The sequence below is a fragment of the Ktedonobacter sp. SOSP1-85 genome (assembly GCF_016587415.1).
Classification (GTDB): domain Bacteria; phylum Chloroflexota; class Ktedonobacteria; order Ktedonobacterales; family Ktedonobacteraceae; genus Ktedonobacter.
The window spans coordinates 6,016,402-6,030,234 of the sequence record NZ_BNJI01000001.1 but is presented as its reverse complement, the minus strand read 5'-3'; the positions used below and the strand labels follow the sequence as shown (position 1 = coordinate 6,030,234).

Here is a 13,833-nt window from a genome sequence, read left to right as displayed (position 1 = left end):
AACACACGTAGCAAGATCGCGCCTCATGACTATAGGAATTCAATTCAAAAAGGTATATCCCAGCGCCTCCAGCACCTTCCGCGCCCGGTCCAGGTGTACCTCTTTCACAAGCAGGTAGTCAGTATCATAGGTTGAGATGGCAAAGATCGAGATGCCCGCGCCCGATAACGGGGTTGCCAGGCCCGCCAGGATGCCTGTCAACGAGAAGTCCAGCGGACCCTCAACTTGCAAGGCCCGCCAGCCATGTTCCACCTGGACCTCCTCTGGCACGACTTCAGAGACACAGACAATCGAGAGTTCTTGACGCGTATATGTTATCGCTAGAAATTCGCGCCGGCTCAATGCCCAGGCAGGTATCTCCTGCCGCGGATCGAGCCGGCAAACGCTTAGCGGAATAGCGAGAATTACCAGTTGCATCGTTCCTGATCCCTTCAGGGTATGGCAAACGTATACAGAATCAATGGCTCAGGGGCAATCTCCCCTCATACACACGAAATTGCACGCCACCAGGATGCACCAGCACAAACCATCAGTAGCCGCGTACGCAAGTAGCGGGCTTGGAGCCCGCTACTTGCGTACGCGGCTACTGGGGCTGCGCCCTATTCGGCCAGTTCGAAGACGCGCCGGAAGAGGGGAACAATCTCTTCTGTGGGGATATCCAGAGCGGCCTCGCCAATGGAGAGTTCAAATTTACTATACTGTGGGACGAGCGTGGGAGTCAGCATGCGGAAGAGGACTGTCTGTGTCTCCTCAGCGACGCGCCAGGCAGCGTCTACCAGTCGCTCACGGTCGCCACGCAGGAAGAGGTGCAGCATGTTGGTCTGCGGAGGATTGGGCAGGATCTCGATCTGGGGCAGGTCCGAGAGCGCGGCGGCGATCTCGCGCGCCTTCGCGCAATACTCGTCGATGCACCCGAGGTGCTTCTGCATCCCTTGCTGCGCCGAGAGCACATAAGGGTAGAGGCTGATCAGGTTGCCTCCCTGCCGCCGCTGCCAGATGCGCGCCTCGGCGATGACATCTGCGGGACCCGCCAGCACCGCGCCCGCGATCCCTTCAAGAACCTTGTAGAATGAGACATACGCTGTGTCGAACAGGCCCGCAATCTCGGCATACTCACGCTGATAGAAGGGCTTGCACTCCCAGAGACGCGCGCCATCCAGGTGCACCGCGATTCCGCGCTCACGCGCCCAGGTGGTAATCTCTACCAGTTCCTCCCAAGAAGGAAGCTGTCCGCCAATCTCGCGCTGGGGCAACTCAATGAGCAGCGCCCCCAGAGGCTCCGGCACACTTTTGAGGTCTTCGAGAGTGAAGACCTGGCGATCCGAACCCAGCAAAACTCGTTCCAGGCCATGCAAACGCTGGTAACTATCGTGCTCGTGAATCTCCAGGTGACAGGTGGGATGATACGCCACGCGCTTGCGCCCCTTGCGCTCACACCAGATACGCAGCGCGATGGGCTGGCACATGGTCCCACTGGGCATAAAGACCGCGGCCTCTTTTCCCAATAAATGGGCAATCTCCTCCTCAAACGAAGTAATCAGTTCACCGCCACCGTACCGATCCGCCTTCGCCTCTGGATCGGCAAATTCCGTCAGATCATGCAAGACCTCGCGCGGAGATCTGGGATAATGCATGGCTAGAAAGCGCTTACACTGGGACAAAATACGCTCTTTATCCTGTTCAGTTATGGGCATAGAGAAATACCACCATCCTTTTTACAACACTTTTCCATGTAGAAAACTACTCAGCATCCACACCTCATCCCCCACCCATATGTTAACATGCGAATGTGTTGCGATACCAGGTAATGGTTTGCTGTATGCTCTCCAGGTGCTCCTCGCTCTCACCTACGCGCCGGGCCAGATCGAGAATATGTGCGACGACCTCTTCTTTCATAGGCCCTCTCCACCTGCGATACGTCTCTTGCAGCACAGGATGCGAGAAATCACCGGGGCGCATGGCTAGCAGCGAGAGCAAGACATTGAGATGGTCGCCCGAAAAGTGCTCTAAGGAGAAGCGGGCGCGCTGTTCCTGGGTAAGTGAAGGATCAAAAAAGGGGGCATCGCGCTGGGCGCGGCTGCATGCATAGTGGTAGTCAACTCGCGCGCCTCTTGTATTCAACATGATCACGATTGCACGCACGATATCGGCCTCCAGGGTGCGTGGAGGATGGCCGGAGGGATGCAAGCGGTAGTTCAAGAATGGTGTGCTCACCATTCCATCAAGCACCGCCCGCGCGTTATCAGGCCGTACCGCCTGCTCTCGGGCGAAGCGCGTGTACACCTGCTGCGCCAGGACGATAGGCTCTACTACATGTGCCTCTTGAAAGAACCTACCGATATCATGGAAGAGCGCCAGGTGCTCTATCACCTCGTGATGCAGGAGGCGCCCATCTCGATGCTCAATCTGTGTCGCCAGGCGGCTCACCTTGTCGAGCACCTCCCAGGCATGCTGAAAGCCAAACTCACGATCCGCGAAAAAGCACTCTATCTGCGCAGTACAATCCGGCAATGTCCTGAACAAGACATCCCGCCACTGGTCCAGACCTGGGGCATAATCCAGTCTCTTCAAGATGGGCCTCCTTGCTTGTTTCACCTTTGACTACGCTCTTATTCCGAAATCCAACGTCACTCTCGTGACTAGCGCTTCCCCCATTCGGGGACAAGCGCGCTCAGGATTTCGGAGAAGTAGTATAAGCAAATTTATCGCATCTTGTCTGGCACAGAAAAAAAATGTTGGCGCACAGTGCTACATAGCCCACATACGCCCTGATAAGATTACGCGTCTTCATCAAAATTACGCCTGGCAAGGGCGGCGATGGCCACGAGCGCGGGCTCGGCATCGTCGCCTTCGGCCCGTACCAGGATCTCGGTCCCCTGCGGCACCCCTAGCTTCAAGACGGCCAGGATACTCTTGGCGTTGGCGACCTTCTCCCCAACCTGGAGCGAGATGTGCGCTCGAAAACTGGCCGCCGTCTGAACCAGCAGACGCGCAGGGCGGGCATGAAGGCCAACTTTATTGGTGATTTTGAGTGTTGTTTCTAACACTGCCATAGACGATGCCTTCCCTATGCGAATCTAGACAGAGAGGTACAACATGGAGAACGCCCACGAGCTTAAGGATGGACCTTCGGCAGAGTATGCGCCTCAGCTGCGGCGGCTGCCACTGCATCCAGGGTATTGCCAATCAAGGACTCGACCGCGGCGACCACAGCCCCCTCGACCAGCGCGCCTGAACTCACAATCACCCGCCGCTCCTTCTGTTCAGCGCGATAGGCTTCTACAGCCATCTCAACCGACATGGCCGCGCTCCCCAAATCAAGCAAGACCAGGACACCATCACGCCCCTCGACCGTGTGCAGCGCGGCCAGAATTTTCTCCACCGACGTTCCCAATGAGCCATCCGGCCCACCACCCGCCGCGACGATGGAGACCTTGCCTTGCGCCATCTGGCTAGCCAGTTCAACAACGCCTTCCGCCAGCCGTGCGCTATGTGACACGATGACTAACCCGACTCCCATGGCTTAGCTCCTCGTTCTTTCTGCATGTGCGTAAGGTCTCTCATCATCGATAGGTCTCCGCGAGCGCTTGTAGCATCAAGGTAGTCGATGTCGCTCCGGGATCCTGGTGACCAATACTGCGCGCACCAAGATAGCTGGCCCGCCCCTTCGTCGCCAGCAAGGGAATCGTGCTCTTCATGCCCGCTTCCGCTGCACTACTGCACACTTGCAACAGTTGAGGCATCTCCAACCCCTCGCCCTCGGCCTTGCGCGCGGCCTCCAGGGCGGGAAGTAGCGCATCTAACATGGTTTTCTCCCCCAGCCGGGCCTTGCCTCGCGCCTGGATACCATCAACCATCGCGGCGAGTAGCGCAACCACGTCCGCCTCCTGCAATTCTTGCTTACCCGCCATCGCGATACCCGCGCGCAAAAATGCGGTGCCATAGAGCGGGCCACTGGCGCCCCCAACGGTGGAGACAAGCGTGGTCCCCACCGTCTTCAGAATGGTGCCGCTATCAGCACTCGTCAGGGCAGGCAATTTCTCAACGACAGCCCGAAAGCCCCGGTCCATATTGATGCCATGATCGGCATCCCCAATGGCGGCATCTAGCTGCGTCAGATATTCTCGCTGTTCATGCAACACCTGCCCTACCCGCTGCAACCAGGCAATAAGCTTCTCGCTCGTTATCGGCATACATTCTCTCCCTACTATGTAGGGTCCATGCTGGCATGGACTCCCTCGGGTGGGCAAAGTCCATGCCAGCATGGACCCTACAGTGAACAGATCACTGACGCTAGATGCCCCAGCGCAACGCAGGAGTATGGACAGGTGCGTCCCAGTGCTTCAATATTTCATCGTCCGTACGCAGGAGTGTAATCGAGCAGCCGGCCATCTCTAGCGAGGTGATATAGCTCCCCACCAGGGAGCGCGCGATAGTAACGTTCTTTCCACGCAGGATCTTTGTCAGTTCGTTCGCCACCACATAGAGTTCGATCTGCGGCGTCCCCCCCATCCCATTTACAAGGGCGATCACCCGCTCGCCCGCCTTGAGTTCCAAATCTTCTAGAATCGGGCTGACCAGCATTTCGGTCACTTCCGCGGCAGAGGCCAGGGGCACACGCCTGCACCCAGGCTCGCCATGAATGCCAATGCCGATCTCCATCTCGTTCTCACCCAGGTCGAAGGTTGGTTTTCCCATGGCCGGCACGGTACAGGAGGTCAGGGCCATGCCCATACTACGCCCATTGGCATTGACGCGCTGCGCCATCTCGGCGATCGCCTCCAAAGAGGCACCGGTCTCCGCCAGGCCACCCACAATTTTCTCCAGCAACACGGTGACGCCCACACCACGCCTGCCAGCGGTATAGAGGCTACCTTGGACCGCGACGTCATCGTTCGTGACCACAGAGGCAATTTCGATATCTTCGGTCGCCGCCAGTTCCGCCGCCATCTCAAAGTTCAGCACGTCGCCTGTATAGTTCTTAATAATGTAAAATACACCTGCGCCACCATTCACGGCCCGCGTCGCAGCCAGCATCTGATCGGGGACAGGCGAGGTAAAAATCTCGCCGGGGCAGGCCGCGTCCAACATCCCACGCCCTACAAAGCCGCCATGCATCGGCTCATGTCCACTCCCACCACCCGAAATAATTCCCACTTTCCCCTGGACCGGGGCATCGGCGCGCACGATCACCTGGCTCTCGTAGTCGACACGAATCAATTCTGCGTGCAGGGCTTCCATACCTGCAAGCGCCTCTTTAACCACATCCTCCGGCCTGTTGATGAGCTTTTTCATGCGAGTCCGCCTCCTTTGGCCTCCTAACTATTCCACCATGGAACATCTCTCGTCCCTCAACAACGGAGCCTCGAGTTTCGAAGTACTCGCGTATCAAACCTATATCATAGTAGCCCATCCAGCTACCTAAGCCCCACTTCCCCCATCCCCCTTAACCCACTCAAACTTACCTGCCAGTATCACCCCTTCCCACCTCGCCATCAACCCCACATCAGCACACATATTTCGCTCAAGTACCATAAGTATAGCACAGGAATTGCGTCAATGGTATTTCCGGGACATCACCCCAAAAAGCCCAACATAGCGTTTTGTAAATCAATACACATCACTATTAAATCACGTTTATCTAAATAAAAGTTAGGCCGCGTGCTGCTTGCGGGCATCTGCCCGCAAGCAGCACGCGGCCTAACTTTTATTCCGTGAGCGCCACAGGCGCGAAGGGTGCCTGGGCAATGGCTACCAATATCTATACAACATGATCTAGCTGTAGTATAGTTTATGCATATTTAGCACCATCTATTTATGACAGCGAAAATAAGTATGCGCGAAGGGACAGCTCTCGTCAGGAACCCCATGCCACAAGGCAGGGGCTTGCGTAAGTAAGCCAGGACCTGACCAGTCTCAGCCAGAGCGGACTTGATGGATAGAATCATCAAGGCTATCGGGCTACGTTAGGAACGAAATAGGTACGTTGGGGTGCTTTGCCAGCTCCAACCGCTACGGTACAGCATTAAACATCCCTAGAGGGTTAAGGACGTGTGTTGTACGTAAAACCGTTCGCTAACTTTGACGAGGCACACATTACCTACGAAAGTAGAGGCTCAACTTGAGCAATGTTTTTGTGATTGATAGTGACTATAAACCGTTAAACCCAGTGCATCCAGCACGTGCAAGGCGCTTGCTCACACAGGGCAAAGCAGCCGTTGAGCCATGCAATATTGCCAAAGGGACGCAGGATATTGCGGTGTTTCTTGCGAAGAAGCCTGATGTGCTCAAGCGCATTGTAGCTCAGGTCAAAAAGCCTCTCAAGGATGCCAGTGCCGTGAATGCTACACGCTTGGCCTTGCTTGAACGGCTCAAAGCATGTGGCTTGCCTGTCGAGTGCGGCAGTGGTGGGTTGACCAAGTACAACCGAACCACAAGAGGGCTAGCCAAGACACATTGGCTCGATGCCACCTGTGTGGGCAAGAGCACCCCTTCTGCCATTTCCCACAAAGGGGTGGTTCCTTTGCTTATTACTGCCAATGGTCATGGAAGAAGACAAATGTGCGTTCCTGATAAGTACGGATTCCCAGAAAAACAGAAACAACGAAGAAAAACGTTTCTTGGATATCGCACAGGTGATCTGGTGAAAGCCATTACCTCCAAAGGAACATTTGAAGGAAGAATAGCCATTCGCCATCGTCCGTCGTTTCGCCTTGGGAAGGTCGATATCCATCCCAAATATATGCGTTGTATCCATCAAGCAGATGGCTATGAGTACACACAGAAAGGAGTGCGCAATGCTCCTCCCCAGGTCTAAAGCCAGGGGTCCCCGCATTGCGCAATTTTATGATGGCGAAAGATGGCTTTATTTCCCAACAGGCGGTCGCAAGAACCCTTGGGCGCTACCAGGTAATCAAACGCATCGGCCGTGGTGGTATGGCCGATGTCTGGCTCTGCGAAGATCCACGCCTGCACCGCCAGGTGGCAATTAAAACCCTCCCTGCCCATGCGCCAGATGATGTAGCCTTTACACGCCGATTTGAAGTGGAGGCCCAGGCCGCGGCCGCGCTTACACACCCACATATTGTATCGGTACATGATTATGGTGAACATTCCCTACCCAATGGACAGGTGATTACCTATATTGTTATGCCCTATCTCCCAGGCGGCTCGCTCGCAGACCGCATCGAGGCGCTGGCATCCACGAAGCAACATATGCCCATTGAAGAGGCCCTGACCTATCTCGCACAGGCCGCCGACGCCATCGATTACGCCCACCAGCAGGGGGTCGTCCATCGCGATATCAAGCCTGGCAATATGCTTCTGCGTGATGCTAACTGGCTCCTGCTCTCTGACTTCGGCATCGCGCACCTGCTCTCTGGCAACGACGCTGAGGTCCATACCGGCGCGGGCTTCGGCACACCAGAATATATGGCTCCCGAACAGGCCAGGGGGCGCGACGTTCCCTCCAGCGATATCTATAGCCTCGCCGTCATTGCCTTCCAGATTTTTACCGGTCGCCTCCCCTTTATCGCGGTGACGACCTATGCGCTAAGCGTCCAGCATATCCTCACGCCTCCGCCCTCGCCGCGCCAGTTCAATCCCCAGCTTCCTGTACAGCTTGAACAGGCCATCCTGCACGCCCTGGCCAAAAAGCCAGAAGAGCGTCCAGGTTCTGCCCGCGCCTTCTTCGCCGAACTCATTCAGGCCTATCCAGAGCTTGCGCCTCGCTTTTCCGCCGAGGTCCCTCTGCCCACTTCGCAGCCCACACCGCATACGCTTCCTCCCTTGAATGAGAGTGCATCACTCTCTCACGCTCAGCACGCGACGATTACCCAACCTCGCCCACGCTTTTCGGGACTCTTGCCAGCGACCAATAAGCCTATCACACGACGTACCGCGTTGGCTGGCGGCGGCATCGCGGCCCTGCTGCTTGCGGGCGGTGGCTCCGCCTGGTTTCTCACTCACCAGGACAAGCCTACACCTAAGCCGCCTGTCCGGGCTTCCACGCCCCCGCCTAAACTCAATCCCAATGGCCCGAACCTGGTCATTCGCGATATCAATATAGATACGATCTCAGGGCTGGCCTGGTCGCCTCAGGGCAATTTCTTGACGACTACGCCAGGCACAAGCGACACTATCTATACCTGGGACATTGAGCATATGCGCGCCAATGCCACTCCCCAGCCTGGCGCCAAATTCAATCCAAAATATGGCTCCAACACCCTGGCCTGGTCACCTGATGGAAATATACTTGCGCTTGGCAATACGAACGAAGAAGCGCTCTCTGACTTTCATACAGCTTCTCTTGATCTTTATGCACGAGATTTCGCAGGACTTGCTTCAGGCTTTCAAAAACCCATCTTTGCCAAAGGAGCGGGCAACCTGAGTGGCCTCACATGGACACACCAAAAGTATCTTTTCTCTGTCTCATATATAGCAGGTGCAGAGGATTACCAGCATTTTTACCTCTGGGGGCTGGATTGCAATAAGCCAGGGCAAACCACGATGAACGCCACGAAAATCAAAGCCTATATAGGAGGTGGCATCAGCCCATCGAATACACTTTTAAAAGCCTCACCCGATGGGCAGAAGATAGCTATCGCATGCGCAGGTGGCGTCCTCGTAGGTACCGCGAGTATGAATGGAGGTCTTCCCACCTGGCAAGATGCCCCCGGTCTGCTGGCCCTGCCCGAAAATCAGAATTATCAGGATATCCTCACTGTTAGCTGGTCCCCTGATAGCAGTAAAGTCGCAGGCTATTACAGCAGTAATACGACAGCCCTGGCCATCTGGGACGTGGGAAAGGGTATAAAACAAACACCTCTCACCACCAGCCTGCCAAACAAAATTACGACCCTGGCCTATGGCACCAATGGTAAGATGCCTCTCATCGCCACGGGAACCCCCGATGGCCAGATACAGCTCTGGGATACCAACCGCTTCGATCAGCCCGTCGCGACCCTCAGCAGCGACGTCAAAAAGACGGTACAAGCGCTAGCCTGGTCTTCAGACTATAAATGGCTGGCTGCCAGCTACAACGACGATTACGCGACGACTCACATCTGGAAGATGCAAGGCCGAACATTCTAACTCGCTCCTGATTTCGTGAACCACATCATAGTCGCCTGGCATCAAGATCAGCTATGATTACAAGCAGATAGCAATAGAGGAGCTACATTCGCTATTTTAAGGACGATTGCTCATGATAAACGATGGCCATAATGTACAAGCGCCAAACATACCAGATACGCAGCAGCGCCAGAATATTGGCCGTTATCGCTTCTTGCGCCTCCTTGGGAAGGGCGGCATGGCGGAGGTCTGGCTCTGCGAGGACCCCAGCCTTCATCGCCAGATCGCGATGAAGACGCTTCAGATCTACACACAGGGAGAAGAAGAGCTTCTCGAACGCTTCAGGCAAGAAGCCCAGGCCGCGGCCGCTCTCAACCATCCGCATGTCGTTCCCATCCACGACTATGGACAGATCACCCTTAACGCCGATGAGATGCTGCTCTTTCTTGTGATGCCGTATCTCTCGGGCGGTTCCCTGGCAGATCGCATCGATGCCTACCAGGAGCGCAAACAACTGATGCCGCCTCGCGAGGCACTTTACTATTTGAAGCAGGCCGCGCAAGCTATTGACTATGCACATGCCCAGGGCATCGTGCATCGCGATATCAAGCCTGCCAATATGCTTCTGCGCAAGGATAACTGGCTCCTGCTCTCCGATTTTGGCCTGGCTCGCATCCTGGCATCCAGAAAGAACCTGACTCGCGCAGGCACGAGCCTGGGCACGCCCAACTATATCGCGCCCGAGCAGATTCAGGGTCGCGCCATCCCTGCGAGCGATGACTATAGCCTGGGCGTTATCGCTTATCAGTTATTCACCGGCCAGCTTCCTTTCAATAGCTCCACTCCCGCCATGACCACCATCATGCATCTTACGGAGCAGCCGCCAGCGCCTCGCTCCCTCAATCCCGCGCTCCCGCCACAACTTGAAGCGATTCTGCTCCGCCAACTTGGCAAACAGCCAGAAGAGCGTTATTCCAGCGCCGAAGCCTATATCGCGGCGCTTGAGGAGGTCGCCCGCCTCCTCCCCTCGGGGGAAATGCAAACCCCGGAGGCACCATCCACTTCAACCCAGCACCAGTCCAGCCCCTCACGGGAAGCATCTGCACAACCAGCGGCCCAGCCAACCAGGCCACTCTCGCGCCGTAAACTTATTATTGGGGCTGGTACGGCTGTGGTGGCCCTCGCCGCTGGTACAGGTGGCTGGCTAACACTCAATCATACCATAGCGCCACCAGCACCCCAGGTCCATCACGCACCCACAGCTATCCCAACGCCCGATGGGCTGGCCCTGGCTATATCTAATCAGCATCAAAGCCCGGTCACCTCGCTCAACTGGTCGCCAACGCAGAATACCTTCGCGACGGTCGCCAACGATCAGCAGCTTCTACTCTGGGATAGCAACACTCTCCTCTCTCACAGCAGCCCTCAGCCACTCGCCCGGACCAGGCTCAAGCTACCCGGGACGACCAGCGCGCCCCTGCTCTCCTGGTCGCCTGATGGCAAATCTATCGCGGTTGCCTTCAGCGGCAACCAGGCCGCCTCTCTCGCGCTCTACACGCCCGACCTGAAACCCCTACCCGAATTCGCGACGCCCCTTGCCCTGCCAACCCGTACAGTTGATAGCCTCACCTGGCTTAGTAACACACACCTCTTGCTGGCGGCCAATGATCCTGATACGCAGAAGCAGCAATTTACATCCTGGCTGATTGATACAACCAATCCTACCCAGGCACCAGGCACTTTTGCGCTCAATCATCGCCTGGCGGTTGAAGCAAGCGCAGGCTACAAACCCGTTGTTCTAGCGACCGCAATGTCCAGCCAGCGTGCCCCCAGAGGCGAGGCCATCCTGACCTTTGCGGTCACGCAAGGCACGCTCGTTGGTCGCGTCCAGCAACAGGGAAAGCAACTCACCTGGCTCGGCGCGCCTCAGAGCACCACGGACGCAACTCAGTGGAACGCTGGCAGCACGCTCTTCTCCTTCCAAAATAGCCAGGTTACGCCATCTGGAAGCGCCTTTATTGCCTATAATGGAAAAATCACGGGCAGCTATATCACGCAGCAAAATGCATCCACACTGGTTCTCTGGGACTGGACGGAGAAAACCAGCCCATTCACACAAATCTCAACCAACACAATGCTTACCAACCTGGCCTACAAATACCAGTATCAGAGTGGCACCTTCGCTGGGGGCACCCAGGATGGGCACATCCTGGTCTGGAATATTACTCAAGGCACACTCCCCGTCGGCGACTTCGCCAGCGACGCCCTCAAACATGAGGTGATCTCCCTGGCCTGGTCCTCCGATGGCAACTGGCTTGTCGCCAGCTATAACGATCCCAACAATAGTATTCTTCTCTGGAAGACACAAGGACGAGGGTTTTAACGACTATGGCACTCAATCAAGCTACAGAATGGCAAGGAAAAATGCTTGACCGCTATCGCATGCTGCATCGTCTTGGACATGGTGGCATGGGACAGGTCTGGCGGGCGGAGGATACAGAATTGCATCGCATGGTGGCCATCAAAATACTCCCCTCGATTCTGGCCTCAGAGCAAAGCTTTTTACATGCCTTCGCCTATGAGGCGCGCGCGGCGGCTACCCTGGAGCATCCCCATATTCTGACCATTCATGCCTTTGGCGAACAGCCCATCTCGGACGACGAAATCGTAACCTATATTGTCATGCCCTATCTGCAAGGTGGTACCCTGCGCGACGTTATGAAGCGCGAGCGCTATCTCACCCGGGACCTGGCCATGAGCTACCTGCGCCAGGCGGCTGAGGCCATCGACTACGCACATAGCCAGCAGGTCATTCATCGCGATATCAAACCCGCTAATATGCTCCTGCAAAATGATTGGCTCTATCTCGCGGACTTCGGCATCGCGAAACTGCTTACCAGCACCACCTATCGCAGTAAAACGTACGCCGGCAGTGGCACTCCTGAATATATGGCCCCCGAACAGGTGCAGGGGAGCGCCATACCCGCCAGTGATCGTTATAGCCTGGCCGTGATCGCCTACCAGCTCTTTACGGGTAACGTTCCCTTCCACGGCGCAACCCCCTACGACCTCATGATCAAGCAGGTCATGGAGGAACCCAGGCCACCACGCGAGATCAATCCCATCTTGCCCCAGGGGGTTGAGGCCATTATCTTACAAGGGCTGGCCAAGCGCCCAGAGGAACGACCACCAAGCTGTCTCGCGTTTGTAGATGCCCTTGATAACGCCTGGAACCAATCCCCCATCGCCCGCACCAACCAGAACGATCCCGAGGCAACCCTGCTCGCGCCATGGAGTAAAAAGCGCCCCGAATATCTCCCTACCCAGGTGACGCCTCCCAGGACGCTTGAGGCGCCCGTAAATGGCCCGCAAACATCCCAGGGAACCACGGCACCCCCGCCTCCTCCATCTCCCACGCACATGGCCGCCTACCCGACCACGCCTCAGACGCTATCGCAATATATGCCCACGCCCTCGGCTACTCCCATGGCTCCCGAGAAGCCAGGCGTGAGCCGACGTAGTATCCTTATCGGTGGAGCGGCTACCACCGCGCTCCTGCTGGGTGGCGGTGCCGCCTGGGCCTTCTGGCCACGCCCTCAACCCAAACCACAAGCCGTCGAGCCAGGCCCTCACAAGTTTATCTCAGGCGTTCCTACCCTCAGCCTTATGGGACACAAGCGCCCTCTCTCTTTCATCCTCTGGAGTCCCGATGGAGCACGCGTCGCCACCGCAAGCACGGACCACTCCATCATGATCTGGGACACGAACGCCTATTTACAACAACAACATAAAGCCCTGAACATCGTCAAAACGCCCCTTCAACGCTGGCGGCTCGAAGATGTTATTAGCTACTACCAGATAAGTTGGTCCTACAATGGGCAGCGTATCCTGGCGCTTACCCAGAGCGCGTCGACGCGCAACACGGTCTATGCCTTTGATCTGACTACCAACGCCCAGGACCCACTCGTCTACCAGGATAGCCATATTCCCAAGAGCGAGATTGGCGCACCCTCCTATTATGAGGTCGTCGCCTCGCCCACCAGTAGCCTCTTCGTAACCGATCAGCTAAGTGGGCAGAGCCTGCAACTCTGGGACCTCAAAGATATGAATCAGCCAGTAAAGACCCTTAATAACTCCTCCAAAGGAAGCGACGATAATACCAGTATCCTGGCCCTGGCCTGGGCGCCTGACGGCAAGCATTTCGCCGCTTACAACAGTAAGCAACAGATACACATCTTCGATAGCAAAGGAAATAGCACGCAAACTATTGAGCTGGCGGACCGCGCTAGCCAGGTTGCTCCCAATGCCAAAAGTATCTTGCTGGAGCGCTTCGCCCTGGCCTGGTGCCCTAATAACCCCAACCTCATCGCGGTCTCCAACCTTGATGTCATCGATGTCTGGGATATCCAGAAAAAGAAACAACTCCATCGGCTAGAGACCGATGACCCCGACGCCCACGACCGCAAGGGGCTAGACCCAACCATCGCCTGGTATCCGCAGGTTTATGGCATGACCTGGTCACCCAATGGGCGCTACATCGCCGCCAGCTACAGTCACAGCCAACTTGTCCATATCTGGGATCTTACTAACCGCGCGCCCAAGAAATCCCACTATGGCAACGAACTGCAAACCCTGATGTTCGGCAACCCCGGACACTCAGGCAGTATCATGGACCTCGCCTGGCAGCCAGGCGCAGGCCGCTACCTGGCAACCGCCTCAGCCGACAACACCGCCATCATCTGGCGCATGGATGCTTAATAT

Annotated in this window: 10 protein-coding genes and 1 pseudogene; 4 read left to right on the top strand and 7 right to left on the bottom strand. The window is 56.3% G+C overall.

The window, feature by feature from the left end; genetic code table 11:
- Positions 1-39 precede the first annotated feature (39 nt).
- The 7 genes from KTE_RS25240 to dhaK all read right to left on the bottom strand — a co-directional run bounded on the left by KTE_RS25240 (position 40) and on the right by dhaK (position 5,295).
- The gene (locus KTE_RS25240) at positions 40-417 is read right to left on the bottom strand and encodes an ACT domain-containing protein (RefSeq protein WP_201385869.1); all 378 of its coding nucleotides are present in this window, start codon (positions 415-417) and stop codon (positions 40-42) included.
- Between the two features lie 182 nt (positions 418-599).
- Positions 600-1,694, bottom strand: a complete 1,095-nt coding sequence (locus KTE_RS25235) for a low specificity L-threonine aldolase (protein WP_201385864.1) — start codon at positions 1,692-1,694, stop codon at positions 600-602.
- A gap of 82 nt (positions 1,695-1,776) precedes the next feature.
- Entirely contained in the window at positions 1,777-2,571 is a 795-nt protein-coding gene (locus KTE_RS25230; protein WP_201385862.1) for a hypothetical protein, read from the bottom strand.
- Positions 2,572-2,777: 206 nt separating this feature from the next.
- On the bottom strand, positions 2,778-3,053 hold the full coding sequence (locus KTE_RS25225; protein WP_201377072.1) for an HPr family phosphocarrier protein: 276 nt from the start codon (positions 3,051-3,053) through the stop codon (positions 2,778-2,780).
- Between the two features lie 62 nt (positions 3,054-3,115).
- Entirely contained in the window at positions 3,116-3,520 is a 405-nt protein-coding gene (gene dhaM / locus KTE_RS25220) for a dihydroxyacetone kinase phosphoryl donor subunit DhaM (RefSeq protein WP_201385860.1), read from the bottom strand.
- Positions 3,521-3,563: 43 nt separating this feature from the next.
- On the bottom strand, positions 3,564-4,193 hold the full coding sequence (dhaL, locus tag KTE_RS25215; RefSeq protein ID WP_201385858.1) for a dihydroxyacetone kinase subunit DhaL: 630 nt from the start codon (positions 4,191-4,193) through the stop codon (positions 3,564-3,566).
- A gap of 100 nt (positions 4,194-4,293) precedes the next feature.
- Entirely contained in the window at positions 4,294-5,295 is a 1,002-nt protein-coding gene (gene dhaK / locus KTE_RS25210) for a dihydroxyacetone kinase subunit DhaK (protein ID WP_201385857.1), read from the bottom strand.
- 874 nt (positions 5,296-6,169) lie between these two features.
- Here dhaK and KTE_RS25205 point away from each other — a divergent pair.
- The 4 genes and pseudogenes from KTE_RS25205 to KTE_RS25190 form a co-directional block, all read left to right on the top strand.
- Positions 6,170-6,817 (top strand): annotated as a pseudogene (locus KTE_RS25205) (HNH endonuclease); the annotation flags it as partial.
- Between the two features lie 17 nt (positions 6,818-6,834).
- Positions 6,835-9,093 carry a serine/threonine-protein kinase gene (locus KTE_RS25200; protein ID WP_201385855.1) on the top strand — a complete coding sequence of 753 codons (2,259 nt, stop codon included), beginning with the start codon at positions 6,835-6,837 and terminating at the stop codon, positions 9,091-9,093.
- A 112-nt stretch (positions 9,094-9,205) separates the two neighbouring features.
- A complete protein-coding gene (locus KTE_RS25195; protein ID WP_201385854.1) occupies positions 9,206-11,455 on the top strand; it encodes a WD40 repeat domain-containing serine/threonine protein kinase in 2,250 nt (749 codons plus the stop codon).
- Positions 11,456-11,460: 5 nt separating this feature from the next.
- Positions 11,461-13,830, top strand: a complete 2,370-nt coding sequence (locus tag KTE_RS25190) for a serine/threonine-protein kinase (RefSeq protein ID WP_201385852.1) — start codon at positions 11,461-11,463, stop codon at positions 13,828-13,830.
- Positions 13,831-13,833 lie beyond the last annotated feature (3 nt).

Coding starts and splice junctions, on each gene's coding strand:
- dhaL (WP_201385858.1), bottom strand. CDS start 4,193: ATGCCGATAACGAGCGAGAAGCTTATTGCCTGGTTGCAGCGGGTAGGG.
- KTE_RS25190 (WP_201385852.1), top strand. CDS start 11,461: ATGGCACTCAATCAAGCTACAGAATGGCAAGGAAAAATGCTTGACCGC.
- KTE_RS25235 (WP_201385864.1), bottom strand. CDS start 1,694: ATGCCCATAACTGAACAGGATAAAGAGCGTATTTTGTCCCAGTGTAAG.
- KTE_RS25225 (WP_201377072.1), bottom strand. CDS start 3,053: ATGGCAGTGTTAGAAACAACACTCAAAATCACCAATAAAGTTGGCCTT.
- dhaK (WP_201385857.1), bottom strand. CDS start 5,295: ATGAAAAAGCTCATCAACAGGCCGGAGGATGTGGTTAAAGAGGCGCTT.
- KTE_RS25195 (WP_201385854.1), top strand. CDS start 9,206: ATGATAAACGATGGCCATAATGTACAAGCGCCAAACATACCAGATACG.
- KTE_RS25240 (WP_201385869.1), bottom strand. CDS start 417: ATGCAACTGGTAATTCTCGCTATTCCGCTAAGCGTTTGCCGGCTCGAT.
- dhaM (WP_201385860.1), bottom strand. CDS start 3,520: ATGGGAGTCGGGTTAGTCATCGTGTCACATAGCGCACGGCTGGCGGAA.